Source organism: Ruegeria sp. HKCCD7181, assembly GCF_057221055.1.
In genome coordinates this window covers 50,521-66,816 of record NZ_JBWVBC010000007.1, presented here as the reverse complement: position 1 = coordinate 66,816, position 16,296 = coordinate 50,521, and the positions used below count along the sequence as shown (strand labels likewise).

General features: G+C 57.3%; 21 protein-coding genes and 3 tRNA genes. 12 read left to right on the top strand and 12 right to left on the bottom strand.

The window, feature by feature from the left end; all coding sequences use genetic code 11:
* Window positions 1-2 precede the first annotated feature (2 nt).
* Both AC2TCY_RS14605 and AC2TCY_RS14600 read right to left on the bottom strand, forming a co-directional pair.
* Window positions 3-689 (bottom strand): hypothetical protein, encoded by a 687-nt coding sequence (locus tag AC2TCY_RS14605; RefSeq protein WP_480848391.1) that lies wholly within the window; start codon window positions 687-689, stop codon window positions 3-5.
* 42 nt (window positions 690-731) lie between these two features.
* Window positions 732-1,394, bottom strand: coding sequence for a DNA-3-methyladenine glycosylase I (locus tag AC2TCY_RS14600; protein ID WP_480848389.1), 663 nt, complete (start codon window positions 1,392-1,394; stop codon window positions 732-734).
* A 375-nt stretch (window positions 1,395-1,769) separates the two neighbouring features.
* Here AC2TCY_RS14600 and AC2TCY_RS14595 point away from each other — a divergent pair, with 375 nt between their 5' ends.
* The 5 genes from AC2TCY_RS14595 to AC2TCY_RS14575 all read left to right on the top strand — a co-directional run bounded on the left by AC2TCY_RS14595 (window position 1,770) and on the right by AC2TCY_RS14575 (window position 7,212).
* Window positions 1,770-2,720 carry an ABC transporter substrate-binding protein gene (locus AC2TCY_RS14595; RefSeq protein WP_480848387.1) on the top strand — a complete coding sequence of 317 codons (951 nt, stop codon included), beginning with the start codon at window positions 1,770-1,772 and terminating at the stop codon, window positions 2,718-2,720.
* 10 nt (window positions 2,721-2,730) lie between these two features.
* Window positions 2,731-3,783 (top strand): quaternary amine ABC transporter ATP-binding protein, encoded by a 1,053-nt coding sequence (locus AC2TCY_RS14590; RefSeq protein WP_480848386.1) that lies wholly within the window; start codon window positions 2,731-2,733, stop codon window positions 3,781-3,783.
* Complete coding sequence (locus AC2TCY_RS14585) at window positions 3,780-5,846, top strand: ABC transporter permease (RefSeq protein WP_480848384.1); 2,067 nt, start codon at window positions 3,780-3,782, stop codon at window positions 5,844-5,846. Before AC2TCY_RS14590 ends, AC2TCY_RS14585 begins: the two co-directional genes overlap by 4 nt.
* 105 nt (window positions 5,847-5,951) lie before the next feature.
* A complete protein-coding gene (locus AC2TCY_RS14580) occupies window positions 5,952-6,617 on the top strand; it encodes an NnrU family protein (RefSeq protein WP_480848382.1) in 666 nt (221 codons plus the stop codon).
* 73 nt (window positions 6,618-6,690) lie between these two features.
* Window positions 6,691-7,212, top strand: a complete 522-nt coding sequence (locus AC2TCY_RS14575; RefSeq protein ID WP_480848380.1) for a DUF2478 domain-containing protein — start codon at window positions 6,691-6,693, stop codon at window positions 7,210-7,212.
* A gap of 179 nt (window positions 7,213-7,391) precedes the next feature.
* Here AC2TCY_RS14575 and AC2TCY_RS14570 read toward each other — a convergent pair.
* Window positions 7,392-7,475: transfer RNA gene (locus AC2TCY_RS14570), tRNA-Tyr, on the bottom strand.
* A 116-nt stretch (window positions 7,476-7,591) separates the two neighbouring features.
* On the opposite strand from AC2TCY_RS14570, the gene rlmB reads away from it, so the two are divergent.
* The 4 genes from rlmB (at window position 7,592) to AC2TCY_RS14550 (ending at window position 9,871) form a co-directional block, all read left to right on the top strand.
* The gene (gene rlmB / locus AC2TCY_RS14565; protein ID WP_480848379.1) at window positions 7,592-8,365 is read left to right on the top strand and encodes a 23S rRNA (guanosine(2251)-2'-O)-methyltransferase RlmB; all 774 of its coding nucleotides are present in this window, start codon (window positions 7,592-7,594) and stop codon (window positions 8,363-8,365) included.
* A gap of 12 nt (window positions 8,366-8,377) precedes the next feature.
* Entirely contained in the window at window positions 8,378-8,644 is a 267-nt protein-coding gene (locus AC2TCY_RS14560; RefSeq protein ID WP_480848720.1) for a hypothetical protein, read from the top strand.
* 178 nt (window positions 8,645-8,822) lie between these two features.
* Entirely contained in the window at window positions 8,823-9,200 is a 378-nt protein-coding gene (locus tag AC2TCY_RS14555) for a YHS domain-containing (seleno)protein (RefSeq protein WP_480848377.1), read from the top strand.
* 200 nt (window positions 9,201-9,400) lie between these two features.
* Window positions 9,401-9,871 (top strand): CoA-binding protein, encoded by a 471-nt coding sequence (locus AC2TCY_RS14550; protein ID WP_480848376.1) that lies wholly within the window; start codon window positions 9,401-9,403, stop codon window positions 9,869-9,871.
* 4 nt (window positions 9,872-9,875) lie between these two features.
* Here the strand turns inward: AC2TCY_RS14550 and AC2TCY_RS14545 are convergent, their stop codons facing one another.
* The 3 genes from AC2TCY_RS14545 to hisF all read right to left on the bottom strand — a co-directional run bounded on the left by AC2TCY_RS14545 (window position 9,876) and on the right by hisF (window position 11,606).
* Window positions 9,876-10,451: a hypothetical protein gene (locus AC2TCY_RS14545; protein WP_480848374.1), complete on the bottom strand. Its 576-nt coding sequence runs from the start codon at window positions 10,449-10,451 to the stop codon at window positions 9,876-9,878.
* Window positions 10,452-10,530: 79 nt separating this feature from the next.
* Entirely contained in the window at window positions 10,531-10,848 is a 318-nt protein-coding gene (locus tag AC2TCY_RS14540; RefSeq protein ID WP_480848372.1) for a phosphoribosyl-ATP diphosphatase, read from the bottom strand.
* Window positions 10,845-11,606, bottom strand: coding sequence for an imidazole glycerol phosphate synthase subunit HisF (gene hisF, locus AC2TCY_RS14535; RefSeq protein ID WP_480848370.1), 762 nt, complete (start codon window positions 11,604-11,606; stop codon window positions 10,845-10,847). Before hisF ends, AC2TCY_RS14540 begins: the two co-directional genes overlap by 4 nt.
* A 117-nt stretch (window positions 11,607-11,723) precedes the next feature.
* Here hisF and AC2TCY_RS14530 point away from each other — a divergent pair, with 117 nt between their 5' ends.
* Complete coding sequence (locus AC2TCY_RS14530) at window positions 11,724-12,170, top strand: DUF302 domain-containing protein (RefSeq protein ID WP_480848368.1); 447 nt, start codon at window positions 11,724-11,726, stop codon at window positions 12,168-12,170.
* A gap of 1 nt (window position 12,171) precedes the next feature.
* On the opposite strand, the gene hisA is transcribed toward AC2TCY_RS14530, so the two are convergent.
* Complete coding sequence (gene hisA / locus AC2TCY_RS14525; RefSeq protein WP_480848366.1) at window positions 12,172-12,891, bottom strand: 1-(5-phosphoribosyl)-5-[(5-phosphoribosylamino)methylideneamino]imidazole-4-carboxamide isomerase; 720 nt, start codon at window positions 12,889-12,891, stop codon at window positions 12,172-12,174.
* 134 nt (window positions 12,892-13,025) lie between these two features.
* On the opposite strand from hisA, the gene AC2TCY_RS14520 reads away from it, so the two are divergent.
* Window positions 13,026-13,427, top strand: a complete 402-nt coding sequence (locus tag AC2TCY_RS14520) for a DUF2147 domain-containing protein (RefSeq protein WP_480848364.1) — start codon at window positions 13,026-13,028, stop codon at window positions 13,425-13,427.
* Between the two features lie 4 nt (window positions 13,428-13,431).
* Here AC2TCY_RS14520 and hisH read toward each other — a convergent pair whose 3' ends face one another.
* Both hisH and hisB read right to left on the bottom strand, forming a co-directional pair.
* Complete coding sequence (hisH, locus tag AC2TCY_RS14515) at window positions 13,432-14,070, bottom strand: imidazole glycerol phosphate synthase subunit HisH (RefSeq protein WP_480848363.1); 639 nt, start codon at window positions 14,068-14,070, stop codon at window positions 13,432-13,434.
* Entirely contained in the window at window positions 14,071-14,658 is a 588-nt protein-coding gene (gene hisB, locus AC2TCY_RS14510; RefSeq protein WP_480848361.1) for an imidazoleglycerol-phosphate dehydratase HisB, read from the bottom strand.
* 153 nt (window positions 14,659-14,811) lie between these two features.
* On the opposite strand from hisB, the gene AC2TCY_RS14505 reads away from it, so the two are divergent.
* A complete protein-coding gene (locus tag AC2TCY_RS14505) occupies window positions 14,812-15,051 on the top strand; it encodes an Lrp/AsnC ligand binding domain-containing protein (protein ID WP_480848360.1) in 240 nt (79 codons plus the stop codon).
* On the opposite strand, the gene AC2TCY_RS14500 is transcribed toward AC2TCY_RS14505, so the two are convergent.
* The 3 genes from AC2TCY_RS14500 to AC2TCY_RS14490 all read right to left on the bottom strand — a co-directional run bounded on the left by AC2TCY_RS14500 (window position 15,048) and on the right by AC2TCY_RS14490 (window position 16,173).
* A complete protein-coding gene (locus AC2TCY_RS14500) occupies window positions 15,048-15,908 on the bottom strand; it encodes a GNAT family N-acetyltransferase (RefSeq protein ID WP_480848359.1) in 861 nt (286 codons plus the stop codon). The genes AC2TCY_RS14505 and AC2TCY_RS14500 overlap by 4 nt on opposite strands.
* Window positions 15,909-15,989: 81 nt before the next feature.
* Window positions 15,990-16,064, bottom strand: a tRNA-Gly gene (locus tag AC2TCY_RS14495).
* A gap of 34 nt (window positions 16,065-16,098) precedes the next feature.
* Window positions 16,099-16,173: transfer RNA gene (locus tag AC2TCY_RS14490), tRNA-Gly, on the bottom strand.
* Window positions 16,174-16,296 lie beyond the last annotated feature (123 nt).

Sequence of the window (16,296 nt, the reverse complement as noted above, 5' to 3'; positions counted from 1 at the left end):
GCTCAGCTGCATATCCCCTGAACCTTAGCGCCGTCCCAAGGAAGCAGCACGTCGTTCTCTCGGCGAGTGCCCGGCAGCGTCGACAAGTCGAAGTGCGGGCTAAGCATATTGTGCAGGCGTTTCGTACGGGGCGCGTTCGGGTCCAGCGCACGGCAGCACACATATTCCTCGACGATCGAACCCTGCTGTTCATACCCATAGGCCAGAAAATCCGGAGACGAATCGAGGTCGAACAGATACGGATCACTCTCTCCGCCATGCTCAGCGGCCGCGCGGAGCGGGTGGTACCCGGTAGTCCGGCGGTTCTGCCATTGCCAGACATGCGTCAGCTCATGAGCCAGCAGCATTGCTGCAATCAGGCTCACCTGATCCGGGTACTGACTCATGTAGTCATCCAGATACCAGTCTTTGGTGAAGTAAACATGGTTGAACAGGGCGACGGCTGCCGGCTTCCCGGTGACGGTTTCCTCTTTGACCGGCGGTAGGACGCGTTCCCGGCAAGCTAGCCTCGGGCGCACCTTGCGTGTGTAGGTAATTGCGGTGACCGGTGCGCCCTCGACCAGCCGCACCCGGTCGAGATCCAGCGTTTCGCCATGAATATTACCGGCAAAGGCGCGTTCTTGCTCGGTCAGGGGGCGACCGCAGGCTGAAAACAGGATCAGAATACTAATCAGCAAGGGGCGAACCATGGCGATAAGCCTAATGTGCTCTGCCCACTCTGCAAGCTGTTTTCACAGACTCATCGCCAGAACGCGGCTGATCTCGGTCAAAGAACGCCCCGATTGCTCCATCCAGGTGTTGAAAGCTTCCTGTACAGCTGCCATTGCCTTTTTAGACGTCGCGGGTTTGTCGATCACACCTTCAGCGATCAGGCGGGCGGTGACGTCGCGCGACAGGATGAAACTGTCCCGCCCTGCAAAACGCATCGCATATTGCGCCGAAGCCCCGCCCAATCGCGAGCCGCGCTTTGCCAGCATCGCCAGCAACCCGATGTAGTCAGTTGGGGGCCAGCCACCAAGTACCTGTCCGGCACCACCTTCTTTGCGCAGTTCCAGCAGAAATGCTGCGTTGTCGCGCACGGATTCGATCTTGGTACCGTTCCGCACGATCCGCGTGTCCTGAAGCAAGGCATCAAACTTTTCGTCGTCCATGAAAGCGCAACGTCCAACGTCAAAGCCGTCAAATGCGATTTCAAACCCGTCCCATTTGGCCTCAATAACCTTCCAGTTGAAGCCAGCTTGAAAAACGGTCTTGCTTATAATTGACAGCCAGCGATCATCGGGCATTTCGGTCAGTTCAGATTTGGATTTTGGTTTGGCCAGTTTGCCTTCCAACGTATCCGGCCCACCGTGACGATCGGCAGCCAAACTATAGATTTCTTCAAAATTGCGCATGTCGAGCCCCCTCCATGCCGGCGAGTGTTGTCCCTTTGTTCTGGACTGGCAAGAGAGAAAACTAGGCTGAAGAGTGGGATGAGTGGCGCGAGCAGGCCATCAAAATCTATTTTGGGATATTTATAATTGACTAGTCAATCAATTTCCCGCAGCCTACGACAACGGAGACACCAGATGCGTGCAAATTGATGCATACGGGGTGGGGAAGGTAAGGTTGGTTTGACGGGTCGGGTAATTCGACCTGTAAGCCAACTGTTCTCTTTTCTTTTCCGACAGAATTTGTGCATGCTGCGACATAGTTTCGTAATCCGAAAAAACCTTGGTCAGGGTGTGCCTGTCGCAAGGGGCCAAAAAGGAAAACAGGGAGTTAAACTTATGAAAAAACTGGGTGTAAGCCTTCTGGCGATGACCGTGGCAGGTGCTGCAAGTGCGGCTGATATGGGTGCTGTGGACGAGCCGATAAAACTGGCGATCAACGAATGGACCGGTCAGCACGTGACGACGCATGTGGCCGGAGAGATGCTGAAAGCAGCAGGGTACAACGTTGAGTTCGTAACCGCTGGGATGATGAACCAGTTCCAGGCATTGGCCGACGGCGATATCGACGCGACGTTGGAGATCTGGTCTTCGAACGTATCGGATGAATATGCGAAGAAAATTGCCGAAGGGTCTGTTGTGGAAATCGGCGATCTGGGTCTGGACGCCAAGGAAGGCATCGCATACCCCGCGCACGTTGCGGATTTGTGCCCGGGCCTGCCTGCTTGGGAAGCTCTGAAAGACTGTGCGCAAGTATTCGCAACGGCTGAAACGTTGCCCGGTGGGCGCCTGGTTGATTATCCCGCCGATTGGGGTACGCCTGGGGCTGATCGCATGACCGGGCTGGAGCTGCCGTTCAAGGCTGTCCCAGCTGGGTCCGAAGGTGCCTTGATCGCTGAATTGCGCGCTTCGACCGAGCGTAAGTCGCCTCTGCTGATTACTTTCTGGCAGCCGCATTGGGCGATGTCGGCTTATGACGTGCAGTTCGTCGACCTGCCTGCCGGTGAAGAAGCGTGCTTCACTGATCCGGCTTGGGGTCCCAACCCCAACGCGGTAAATGATTGTGACTTCTCGCCGTCTCGTATTTTCAAAGCCGGTTGGAGCGGTATGGAAGAAAAGTGGCCTGCCGCTTATGAGATCCTGACCAATTACCAGCTTGCTGTAGAAGACCAGCAGCCGATGATGGGAGCCATCGACGTGGACGGCGGTTCGGTCGAGGAAGTTGTCGCCGCATGGATGGCCGAAAACGAAGGCAAGTGGCGTCCGGTTGTTGACGCGGCAACACAGTGAGCTGACATCGGTGACTGATATGACGACGCCTGCCATCGCCTGCCGGAATCTCTGGCAGGTGTTCGGCCCCGGCGCAGAAAAAGCCCTGACCGACGCGCTGTCTCGGTCAGGGAATGACGCCGACAAAGCCGCCGCCGACCTGCGTGAAAGCGGGTTTATTCCAGCAGTTCAGGATGCCAATTTCGAGGTCAAGGAAGGCGAGCTGTTCGTCATCATGGGTCTATCGGGATCAGGCAAATCCACCCTGATCCGCTGTATCTCGCAATTGCTACCGGGTACCGGTGGTGAGATTCGGGTGGACGATGAGAATGTGGTTGGCGCCTCCAAGAAGGCCCTGACCGAGTTGCGTCGCAAAAAGCTGGGTATGGTGTTCCAGCATTTTGGCCTTTTTCCCCATATGACAGTGGCCGAGAATGTCGCCTATCCGCTGCGTGTTCAGGGCGTGAGCCGCAAAGAGCGGCTGGCTCGTGCACAAGAAGTGATCTCGCTGGTGGGTCTTGAAGGCCGCGAAGATAGCTTCCCGCGCCAGCTTTCGGGTGGTCAGCGGCAACGGGTCGGGATCGCGCGGTCTTTGGCCGTGAATCCCGATATCTGGTTTCTGGACGAGCCGTTCTCGGCCCTTGACCCACTAATTCGCCGTCAGTTGCAGGATGAGTTCCTGCGCATTCAGGCGACGCTGAAGAAATCAATTGTGTTCATCACGCACGACATCGCCGAGGCGCTGAAACTGGCGGACCGTATCGCCATCATGCGCGACGGCAAGATCGTTCAGATCGGCACGCCCACCAACATCGTGCTGCGTCCGGTCGACAATTATGTGCGCGAATTCTCGAAGGATGTTGCCAAAGGACAGCACGCCAAAGTTGCTTCAGTCATGCGGGACGCAGATGGTGATCGCGGACCCGACGACCCGGGCCTGACGACGTCGATGACGTTGGATGCGGCTCTGGCGCATTGCATGGAGCTGTACGAGCCGGTGCCTGTACGGGATGCTTCCGGCACCATCGTTGGCACGGTCCACCCGTCTGATCTGGCTGCAGCCTTGCAGGTGGACGAAGCATGACCGCTTTCACCGATGTTTCGGCGCAGAATTACGTACGAATGACAGCGGGGGCACAGGCCGCCCTGATCACTTTGGTGGTTGGCGCGATTTGTCTCGCGCTTGAGGGCGTTGCACCTTGGCTGATTAAGTGGCCCACCTCGCTGGAATTGCCCGCAACGGATTGGGTCGGGTCTTTTCTGGTCTGGTTTTTGAACGGTATCAAACCGGCCGCACGATTGTTTTCCGATGTCATGGCTTATCCCATGGACTGGGCCAACTTCGTACTGGGTAATACACCCTGGCCGATACTGATCGGATTGGTCACTGCGCTCGGGTGGTTTCTGGGCGGGTTGCCGATGGCGGCGCTGGGTTTTTTCGGGCTCTGTTTTGTTCTGGCCTCCGGCTATTGGGTCGAAAGCATGAACACGCTTGCGCTGGTCGCGGTATCAGTTCCGGTGGCGTTGATTGTGGGCGGAGCAATAGGCATCCTTGCCAACGAAGTACCACGCGTCAAATCTGCGGTGCAGGCGGTGTTGGATATTATGCAGACGGTTCCAACCTTTGCATACCTAACGCCGCTGTTGCTTCTGTTCGGTTTTGGGCCGGTTGTGGGCTTGATCGCCTCGGCCATTTATGCGGCCCCACCAATGGCACGCAATGTGATGCTGGGCCTGGAGCGTGTAGAACCTGAAATCAAAGAGGCTGCCATCATGTCCGGCGGCACACGGTTCCAGCAACTGTTTCAGGTCGAAATCCCCTCGGCCGCTACGCAGATCATGGTGGGCGTGAACCAATGTCTTATGGCCGCGTTGTCCATGGTGATCATCGCTGCCGTTATTGGCGGGTTCAATGATATCGGCTGGGAAGTGCTGCTGACCATGCGCAAGGCGCAATTTGGTGAATCGTTGCTGGCCGGCCTGGTTATCGTGGTCTTTGCCGTTGTAATCGACCGCATGAGCGGGACTTTGGCCACGGAAAGAAAGCGATACGACCAGCGCGTTGTCTGGGCCATGCTGGGCTTTACCGTCCTGTTCACGGCTGCTTTCTGGGCCTGGCTTCCGAACCCTTCGGACTTGACCTTACTGGACCCACTGGCCGGAGCTGTGGACAGTGGCCTGACTGCCTTCACACAAAGTAACGGCCCGTGGTTGGACGCATTGAAGAACAACTCGATGTTCTATGTGCTTCTGCCGTTGCGGATTGGCCTTGATCAGGCAGTGTTGCCATTCACCTGGGGCTTCCAGTGGACCTCGGCAATGAGCTACGGCCTCTTTGCAGCCGGTGCTCTGGTTGCCTTACTGATGGCTTGGCGCGGGCGCTTGACCGGCGGGTTGATCGTCCTGATCTTGATCGGAATGCTGGAAACCGGCATTTCGAACCTTCCCTGGCCATTTGTCCTGACTGGAGCTGCTGCTCTTGGGTGGGTCGCAGGCGGCTGGCGCCTGGCCGCGCTATCGGTTGGGCTGCTGTGCACCATCCTCGTTTCTGGCCTCTGGGAGCGGGCGCTGCTTTCGCTCTACCTCAGTGGCGCAGCGGTGTTTTCTTGCGCCGTTGTGGGTGGCCTGATCGGTCTGGCCAGTGCAGTTTGGAGCCCGGTCTGGAAAGTGGTTCGTCCGATCTGCGATATGCTGCAGACAATTCCTTTGTTCGTGTTTCTGATCCCCGTACTGATGGTGTTTCAGATCGGTGAGTTCTCGGCCTTTCTGGCGATTTGCGCCTACGCGATCGTGCCGATGATCCGCTATACAAGACACGGGTTGGTGAATACACCGGACGAGATGATGGAGGCCGCAATTTCAAGCGGCGCGACCGAATGGCAGATTCTGCGGGACGTACGCGCGCCTTACGCGGCACCGACCATCCTGTTGGGCCTGAACCAAACCATCCTCTATGCCTTTGCCATGCTGGTAATCGCGGCGCTGATCGGAACGACTGGTCTGGGCCAGTCGATCTACCTGGCGCTTGGTCAGGCGGACGTTGGTCTTGGTATATCGGCGGGGGCGGCGATGGCCATCCTTGCGCTGATTGCGGATCGGATGGTGCAGGGCTTTGCCGAAGAACGGCGCAAGGCGCTAGGCCTCTAGAAGCGGGCAGGGGCGGCAAGGCTGCCCCTTTCCTCCACTTGACTTCGGACAAAGACCGGTTGCCCTTCGGCGTCTAATCCAAATGCAACACGTTCGGAGACGGCCATGACCGGTTGGGCACAATTCCTTGCAGCTCTTGCCACTTTTCTTCTCAGCCACATGATCCCGGCTCGCCCGGCTGTTCGCGGCTGGCTGATCGGTACACTGGGGAAGACAGGTTATTTCGCCGCGTATTCAGGCCTCTCGCTGCTGGTGCTGGTCTGGCTGGTCGTTGCCGCCGCCAGTGCACCCTATGTCGAGGTCATCCCGCCCCTTGCGGCCCTGCGCTGGGTGCCGGTCCTGATCATGCCCGTGGTCTGCTGGCTGGCGGTCGCTGGACTGTCCATACAAAACCCGTTCTCCTTCGGTGGGCTTGGGCGTGCACCTTTTGATCCTGAGCGTCCGGGCATCCTGCGTACTACCCGTCATCCGATTCTTGTGGCCTTGATGCTGTGGGCTGTCGCCCATCTACTGGCAAATGGAAGCTTGGCGCATGTGATCCTGTTTGGTCTGTTTGCCGCCTTCGCAGGCCTTGGTATGGTTTTGATTGACCGCCGCAAGGCCCGGGACATGGGACCTGACTGGCCCCGCCTGTCTCACAATACTGCGCGACTGTCTCTGCGCGCGCCCCGTCCATGGCCACGCCTTTGGGTTTGGCTGATTGCTGTTGCTGCTTACGCAGCGCTTCTTCACCTGCACGCACCTGTGATCGGCCTCTCCGCTCTGCCATAGCGGCGCAGAGTGGCCGAAGACGCTCTTGCGTGCTATCTGGAACGTAACACTTTTATTTTCTGAGGGTTTCCCAATGAACCTGGCCTATGTCACCACCACCGATCGCGGCGCCACGGACCGACTGTTGAGCATGGTTGCTGAACGCCTGCTGGCTATGGACGCCCGGTTGTCCGGCGTCGTGCAGACCAACACGGAATGTGCGGATAATACGAAATGCGATATGGACCTGCGTGTCCTGCCCGATGGTGAGACAATTCGGATTTCTCAATCGCTGGGTGCGATGTCGCGCGGCTGCCGTTTGGATCCTGCCGCATTGGAACAAGCGGTGGGCTATGTGACTGCGTCGCTCGGTGATGCGCCACAACTGCTGATCATCAATAAGTTCGGCAAGCACGAAGCTGACGGCCGCGGTTTCCGCCCGGTGATTGGCGAAGCTCTGTCGCTGGACATCCCCGTGCTGGTCGGCGTGAAAAGCTTGAACGAAGAAAAATTCCAGGACTTCGCGGACGGCGCTGCGGAAGTGTTGGAGCCGGATGTAGATGCGATTCTGGCATGGTTCGAAAAGATCGATGCGCGGCGTACAGCAGCGGCCTGACGACCTAATTTCAATCTGAACACAGAAGTTAGGCGCGCTAGTTCAGTGCGCCTTTTTTGGTTGCTTTGGCTGACCGATACGAGGTTGGCCTATGGCGCGCGCTGAGTTCGAAGCAACATAGCCACGGTGCCTTATGTGTCAGCAGTAAACTAGGTCTGTCATGCGAGGATAAAAGAAAGTGGTGGGCGACCCTGGAATCGAACCAGGCGTGCGTCTCCGCGAGGGAGTTACAGTCCCCTGCCACACCTTGCGGCCTGTCGCCCACTGTCAGGCGTTGCACCTGACGTGGAGGCGTGATTACTAGCGCACCAAAGGAGCGTCAACAGGAAAATTCCGCTTTGGCGCAGGAAACGTATTCCCCGGCCCGGAGGCCCATGAAATGAAGAAACCCAAGTGGGTCGTCGAAAAGGAACAGGCGCGAAAAGCTGCTGCCGCGGAAACCGTTTGGCTGTTCGGACTGCACGCTGTTCGCGATGCGCTGATGAACCCGGATCGGCAAAAACTGCGCCTGATCGTAACCCGGAACGCGCGGGATAAACTGGCGGAAGCTATTGAATTTGCAGGCATCGAGGCCGAAATGGTGGATCCGCGCAAATTCACGGCCCCCATTGATCCTGGGTCAGTGCATCAGGGTGCAGCCCTTGAAGTGAAGCCGCTGGAGTGGGGCGGCCTGGCAGAAAACTGCATCGGGCGCGAGAATCCTCGTGTCCTGCTTCTGGACCGAGTCACGGACCCGCATAACGTGGGGGCGATTCTCCGTTCAGCCGAAGTTCTTGGGGCGAGCGCCGTTATTGGAACGCGTCATCATTCCGCTCCGGAAACGGGCGCATTGGCAAAAACAGCAAGTGGTGCGCTGGAGCGACAACCTTACCTGCGGGTTCGCAACCTGGCTGATGCGATTGTCGAGCTTCAGGGGATGGGGTTCCTGGTCCTTGGCCTGGACGGCGAGGCTGAGGAGACGATCGAATCCTTCCTTGGCGACAAACGTGACCGTCCGGTGGCTCTGGTGCTGGGGGCCGAAGGCCCCGGATTAAGACAGAAGACCAAAGAGACAGTGGATCAGCTGGTCAAGATTGACGCGGCTGGAGGATTTGGGTCACTGAATGTCTCAAATGCTGCCGCAATCGCCCTATATGCATCGGGTCGCAAATAGCAGGAGGTTCCAATTTCCACTCCGCATAAAATCGCAACGTGCTGCTATTGCGGCACCCGGGCGGCGCTGGTTTTGAAAGGCCAGCGGCAGCACGAGCTGAGTTGCGCAAGCTGTGGTGCGCCGCTGCATAACCTAAAGATGGTGCCCAAGGCCAAACTGGCAGACAGAAAGCCGAAGCGTTCTTCAAAGTACGAAAAGCCGAAAAAGAAGAAGAAAAAGGGGCTGTTCTCGCGGGTTCTTGATGAAGCCTGGGATGTAATCGAGGACGTTTTCGACTGAGGGGTACACTCGTGGCACGTCCGTTCACATCACCGTCATAGGGGGTTTCTACTGGTGTACGAAACATGCATGTTTAAACCTTCAATTTGATACCGATGAATCGCCCATGCTGTCTCGACGTAGTTTTCTCACCGCTCTAACCTGCTCCGCTTTGGCGCCTATGGCCCAGGCGCAGACGATGCCTATGTTCTATGCGGCCGGTGGAGCGGCCATTTCCGGCTATGATGTTGTGTCCTACTTTAAAACAAGTGGGCCTGCTACGGGGCAGTCGGACATATCCCTGATGTGGAAGGGTGCAGTCTGGCGCTTCGTATCTGAGGAAAACCGGGATCGGTTCGAGCGCAATCCTCGCGCCTTTGCCCCTCAGTACGGTGGGTATTGTGCTTTTGCGATGGCGAAAGGGCAGCTTATCAGCTCGGACCCGCAGGCCTGGAGGATAGTCGAAGGAAAACTGTACCTGACCCACTCAGTAGCAATCGAGCGGATTTGGCAGCGAAACGTGGGTAAGTACATCCGTGAAGCCGACAAGAACTGGCCGGGTATTCTTTATCTTTGATCGGCAATTTTCCGCTTTTCGTGATCTGTCATCACAAAAATGCGTTCCCCCTCTTTTTTTCTCCGAAGTCATGCTTAAATGTCACAGTGACCGCGGAACGGAACTGCCGCGGGTCATTTCACTGTCCCTCGTTCCAACAACTGGCGCCCAGGCTTTCCTGGGCGCTTTTTTCTTTTGGTTGGGATGGTTAGGGTGCCGCCATGCATGATTATTCCGACGACTGCCTGAAATCCATTCTGCGACGTACCAAGGTTGTCGCAGTCGTGGGTGTGTCCCTGAACCCGGTGCGGCCTAGCTACTATGTTGCAAGATACCTGTCACTCAAAGGGTATTCGGTGATTCCGGTCAACCCGGGGCATGCTGGTAAGCAGCTTTTTGGGCAGACGGTACGAGCGTCCCTTTCTGAAATAACCGAGCCTGTCGATATGGTGGATATTTTTCGCCGGTCCGAATCTGTGCCTCCGATTGTTGACCAAGCTTTGAGTACTTTCGCCGGCTTACGGACGGTCTGGATGCAAATAGGTGTCGAGAATAAGGAAGCCGCGGCAAGTGCGCAGGCGCAGGGCGTTGACGTGATCATGAACCGTTGCCCCAAGATTGAATATCAACGCCTGTTTGGCGAGTTGCGAATGGGCGGATTTGCAACCGGGATGATTTCGTCGAAACTTTGAAGGATCAGTTGTTTGGAAGCGGCTGCAGGCGTGCCACCTGTTCCTTGCGACGTTTTTCCAACACCACGTCGCGCGGAACCCATTCATAGCGCGTGTCCTCGGACAACGGAGCCCAGTACAGGATTCCGCCGTAACGCCAGGGGTCCAGAATCACCCCGTCATACATAGATTCGCCTCGACGGCTGACAATGGCTGTGCTGTGATCGATCCGGAAAGGGTTGTCCGCGTTGGCTATTGCGCGGTGTAGCGTCAGGGTTTTAAAGCCTTCTTGATTCAACCGTCGTTCGATATCTTCGGCCCAATGCCAGCACAGTCCACGGGGGCGCAAGCCCTTGTTTACCTTGGCATTATGGATCAGAGGCGGATCGGTGATCTGATACTCCTGCGCCAGCTGTGCTGTGTAGGAATAGGCAATGCGGGCGGCCCGGTTCGCTTCGTTGGGGTCGATATCCGGCCCGAGGCTTTGAATTTGGGTCGCGAGCCGCTGAACATCATCGTCGTTTGCTGGGGGCGGTGTTGTGCAAGCGCTAAGCGTCACAACAGCAAGCAGTGCCAGCGCATATGCCAAAGGTCTGATCAATCCCGCACCCTTTGAGTTCCGCGCCAGCGCGCATCGACCTGACTATAATCGTGAAAACACGACAGCGGAACCCGTTGGGTCAGTTGTCTGAACGGGCAGCCTTTTCCGCGATGCCGCTGACACCCTGACGCTGGGCCAGCTCTTGCAGAACCGCGTCCAAAGGTATGTCCCGCGCGGCCAACATGACCAATAGATGGTAGAGGACATCAGCGGCCTCGGCAGTCAGCTTGTCAGCGTCACCCTTTACGGCTTCGATTATGGCTTCGACAGCTTCTTCACCGAATTTCTCGGCGCACTTCTCGGGCCCTTTAGCCAGCAGTTTTGCTGTCCAGCTTGACTCCGGGTCCGCGTTTTTGCGTGCTTCGATGGTTGCCGCAAGTTCGTGTAGAATGCTCATGTCAACCTCACCGGGATACCTGCGGAGGCCATGTGTTCCTTGGCCTCGCGGATCGTGTATTCGCCGAAATGAAAAATCGAGGCCGCCAGTACAGCGCTGGCCCCACCTTCTGTAACGCCCTCGACCAGATGGTCTAGATTACCCACGCCGCCCGATGCGATCACGGGCACGTTCACCGCGTCCGAGATTGCGCGTGTAAGCGGCAGGTTGAACCCCGCCTTGGTCCCGTCGCGGTCCATCGAGGTCAGCAGAATCTCGCCCGCACCTTTGGCGACAACCGTCTTGGCAAATTCCACAGCGTCGATGCCGGTGGGTTTGCGTCCGCCGTGAGTGAAAATCTCCCACTTTCCGGGGTTGACGGTTTTTGCGTCGATGGCACAGACGATGCACTGGCCACCGAATTGGTCCGCTGCTTCGGCTACAACGTCTGGGTTCGCAACAGCGGCAGAGTTGAAGCTGACTTTGTCCGCGCCGGCCAATAACAGGGCGCGAACGTCATCCTTTGTACGAACGCCACCACCGACGGTCAGAGGAACAAAACACTGTTCAGCCGTGCGCCGCACCACATCGAACATAGTGCCGCGGTTTTCATGAGTGGCGTGAATGTCCAGAAAACAAATCTCGTCCGCCCCGGCGGCGTCATAGGCCTTTGCCGATTCAACCGGATCACCTGCGTCGCGCAGGCCTGCAAAGTTCACACCTTTGACCACGCGGCCGTCGGCGACATCAAGGCAGGGAATGATCCGGGTTTTCAGCATAGCGCATCCTTTGTTGCCGCACCTCTACCGGCAAAGCCCCGCCGATGCCAGAGTTGTGATTGTCACTCCTCTTAAAGCCGTGAAAAATGCCCCTTATTTCATCAGGAGATCAATGAGATGCGTAAACTCTTTTTGGCAACCACATTCATTTTTGGAGGCGCTGTCGCCGCTATGGCAGATGATATCATCAAGGTTAACACCACTAAATCGGTGACCGAGGCGATGGACGCCCTTGAAGCTGCCGTCGGTAACGCTGGCGCGACTGTATTTGCCCGCGTGGATCATGCGGCGGGTGCCGAGAAGGTTGGCATGACAATCCCGGCCAATCAGGTTCTGATCTTCGGCAATCCTGCTCTGGGCACGCCTGCGATGCAGATCGACCCGCGGGCGGGTCTGTACCTGCCTCTCAAGGTGCAGGCCTATGAGGATGAAAACGGTCAGGTCTGGCTGGCCTACGAAGACCCGAAAGAAACCATGGATGAGCTTGACGCGGTGGAAAACTCCCCGGTTGTGGAGAAAATGCGCGGCGCATTGGCTAAGTTGACCTCGGTCGCCGCACAATAATTCAGTTCAGGGCGCGAATGGCCTCGGCAAGGTCGATCGCGCCATCATAGAGAGCCCGGCCCGAGATCGCGCCGTTCAGATCGACACCGCAATCGCGCAATGCGATCAGGTCGTTCAGGGAGCTGACGCCGCCCGAGGCGATGACCGGGATCGATACCGCGCGGGCCAGAGCCGCCGTTGCTTCGACATTCGGACCCTGCATTGCGCCGTCGCGGTTGATGTCTGTGTAGATGATTGCGGCCACGCCAGCGTCCTCAAAACTACGTGCAAGATCGGTGACTTGCACATCGGTTTCTTCGGCCCAGCCTTTGGTGGCGACCAACCCGTTGCGGGCATCAATGCCCACGGCAACTTTTCCGGGAAACGCGCGGGCCGCTTCGCGGACCAAACCCGGGTTTTCAACCGCCACGGTACCCAGGATGACTCGTGCCAACCCCTTTTCGATCCAGGTTTCTATTGTAGCCATGTCACGGATTCCTCCGCCCAGCTGGGCGGGTACTTTGCAAGCCTTGAGAATCGCTTCGACAGGGGCGGCGTTGACCGGTTCGCCCGCGAAGGCACCGTTCAGGTCGACAAGGTGCAGCCATTCGCACCCTGCATCGACGAAGGCGCGCGCCTGCGCGGCAGGGTCTTCGTTGAAGACGGTTGCCTTGTCCATTTCACCGCGAAGCAGGCGCACGGCCTGGCCGTCTTTGAGGTCGATGGCGGGGTAGAGGATCATTTTGCGCGGCCCTATATTTCAGTTACACGCGCGGGATATCGCATAAGCAGGGTAGGGGATGCAACGCGACGCAAAGTCAGTCTTGCCCGATGGCTGTCAGGGGGTCAGACTGGCTGAAAAACAGGGAGTATATTATGAAGACATTTACAATCGCGGCTTCTTTCGCTGCCTTGGCGACCAGTGCGTTCGCAGCCGATCCAGTTGATGGTCTCTGGAAAACGCAACCGGGTGATACCGGGGGGTACCTGCATGTCACAATAGGCTCGTGCGGCAGTGCCATTTGCGGCACCATCGATACCGCGTTTGATAAAGACGGCAATGAGCAGCTGGAATACGAGAACCTCGGCAAGCAAATCATCTGGGACATGATTCCCGAGGGGGATGGCAAGTATGATGACGGCAAGATCTGGGCGCCGGACCGGGACAAGACCTATAGCTCGAAAATGACGCTGGACGAGCAGAATACTCTGACAGTGAAGGGCTGTGTTGCTGGCGGTCTGGTTTGCCGCGGGCAAACCTGGACGCGCGTTCAATAGCCCGTTACGGAGCCCAGGTCAGGAAATTCCCGATCATGCGTAGGCCCACATCCTGACTTTTCTCAGGATGGAACTGCATCCCTATCATTGTGTCGCGGCCGATCATGGCCGTGACCTCTTGCCCATAGTCGACAAATGCCAGACGTTCTGCCGGGTCGTTGACCAAGAAGTGGTATGAGTGCACAAAATAGACGTGGTCCCCGGATTTGACCCCGTCAAATACCGGGTGTGCGCTTTCAAGGACCAGATTGTTCCAGCCCATATGAGGCACTTTCAGAGCGCGGTCTGACGGTTCGATCCGCACAACATCGCCTGCAATCCAATCCAGACCATCGGTTTTGGTGTATTCATGGCCCTTGGAGGCCATGAGTTGCATACCGACGCAGATGCCCAGAAAGGGGCGCCCTTTCTGTTCGACGGCCTCGACCATCGCGTCATAAATGCCTTTGTGCCCACGCAGCTCGGTCGCGCAGGCTGGAAATGCGCCATCTCCCGGCAATACCAGCCGGTCAGCCCGCGCAACGACATCTGCGTCCGAGGTTACGACGACCTCACCCGCATCCATCTCACGTGCCATACGCTGGAACGCCTTTTCTGCGGAGTGCAGGTTGCCGCTTTCGTAGTCGATAATGGCAGTGAGCATTTACAAGGCGCCCTTGGTCGACGGAATCGCATCTGCCTTGCGCGGGTCGGTCTCAACTGCCAGGCGCAGCGCGCGGGCGACCGCTTTAAAGGCGGCTTCGGCGATGTGGTGACTGTTAAAGCCGTGCAGCTGGTCGACGTGCAGGGTGATGCCTCCATGGGTGCTGAGCGCCTGAAAGAACTCGCGCACCAATTCGGTGTCGAACGCGCCGATCTTGGGGGTCGGCAGGTCCACGTTCCAGATCAGGTACGGACGTCCCGACAGGTCCAAAGCACAGCGCACCTGCGCGTCATCCATGGGCAGATGGCACTCGCCATAGCGGCGGATGCCCTTCTTGTCGCCCAACGCCTGCGTCAGCGCCTGACCCAGCGCGATACCGGTGTCTTCGACCGTATGGTGATCGTCGATGTGATAGTCGCCTTTGGCTCGGATCGTCATGTCGATCAGCGAATGGCGCGCCAGCTGGTCCAGCATGTGATCGAAGAATCCGACGCCGGTCTGATTGTCATAAATACCGGTCCCGTCAAGATTGACCTCGACCGAGATATCCGTCTCGGCTGTCTTGCGGCTGATCGAAGCGGTGCGCATGGGCGAGTTCCTTTTGCTACAGGCGCGCTTATAGACGGGGTGGGGCGGATTGATCCAGACCAAGCGTTGCAATCGCTTCAATCTGTTGCAGGGGATTGCACCTACCCGCCCGTCATGCCAGCCTGCCGGCAACTCAACTAACAGGGCCGCACCATGTCCACCTGCGTTTTCATTCAAATTCGTTGCAAGCCGGGCACCACCTATAAGGTTGCCGAAGACATCGCGCTGAGGGAAATCCACTCAGAGCTCTATTCGACCAGCGGCGAGTATGATCTGCTGTTGAAACTCTATATCCCCGAAACCGAGGATGTGGGGCATTACATCAATGAAAACCTGTTGGTGATTCCGAATATCGAACGATCACTGACGACGATGACGTTTAAGGCGTTCTAGCCCAGTTCGAAGGTGGTGACGCCAAAGATGCGGCTCAAGTCGATGTCCGGTTGATGGCTGGAATACATCCGGGCCGTTTCGAAAAACTTCTCCAACCCAAGCTTTGCGGCCAAATCAAAGGCGGCCTGATTGGGCTGGGGCATGTCGATAAAGACATCTTGCGCGCTTTGATCTTCTGGCAACGTTTCCAGCAAGCTGGACAGCAAGGTTTCGGCAATGTCTGGGCGATCAGCGAACAGCGGTCCAACCTTGTAGCCAGTCCTGCACGGGCGCAGTGTGGCATATCCTTTGATCTTTCCGTCCTCGGAATACACACGGGAAATATGGCTGGGCGCCCTGATCCAGCCCTCCAGGAAAGTGTCACGCGGGGTTGGGAAGAGCTGACGGTCATACGCCCTCAACTCATTTGAAACAGCGGTCAGAGGGTCGGTGCCGGCCGACGGCGCCAATGCCTGTCGAATTTCCGCTACGCTTCCCGTGAAACGGTAATTGTTGTACGCAAAGGCAAAACCCGATTTGCTATAATTGTGCTGCTGATCGACGACCCCATCCAGCCCGACGTTGCGCGCGGTGCAATTGGACAATGCACGCTGCCAAAGCTTCAGCCCATGTCCAGCGCCGCGAAACTCGGGGTGAACGATGTAGAATCCAAGGAAAGCAAACCCATCGTCGTAATGTACCACCGAGATTGAGGCGATCATCTCACCATCCAAAAATCCGCCCAGAAACCCGTCAGTGTCCGTGCTGTGAAAACAGGCGGCATCATGATGGCCCGGATTCCACCCCTCGTGTGCGGCCCAATCCACGGCCTGCTGCAACTCGTCAGCGGTGAGAGGGCGGATAACGTATTCAGACATGAGTAAACCCTGTGTTGCGCAGCGCAACCAGAATGACGCAATGCGCCACGAAGAACCAGCATGTTCGGAGAGTTCGGTATCTGGAGCGGGCGAGGCGATTCGAACGCCCGACCCTAACCTTGGCAAGGTTATGCTCTACCCCTGAGCTACGCCCGCATCAGATACATATGTTGGTCCGAAGACCCCTCAATGGAGCGGGCGAGGCGATTCGAACGCCCGACCCTAACCTTGGCAAGGTTATGCTCTACCCCTGAGCTACGCCCGCGCCGTTGAGTGAGCCGTGAAGTATAAATTCTGGCGCAAAGCTGCAAGAGGAAAAACGCAAAAACACCGAAAAATCTTTTGCGACGGAAATTGCGACGTCGTGCGGTCAAGACCCAGAGAATTG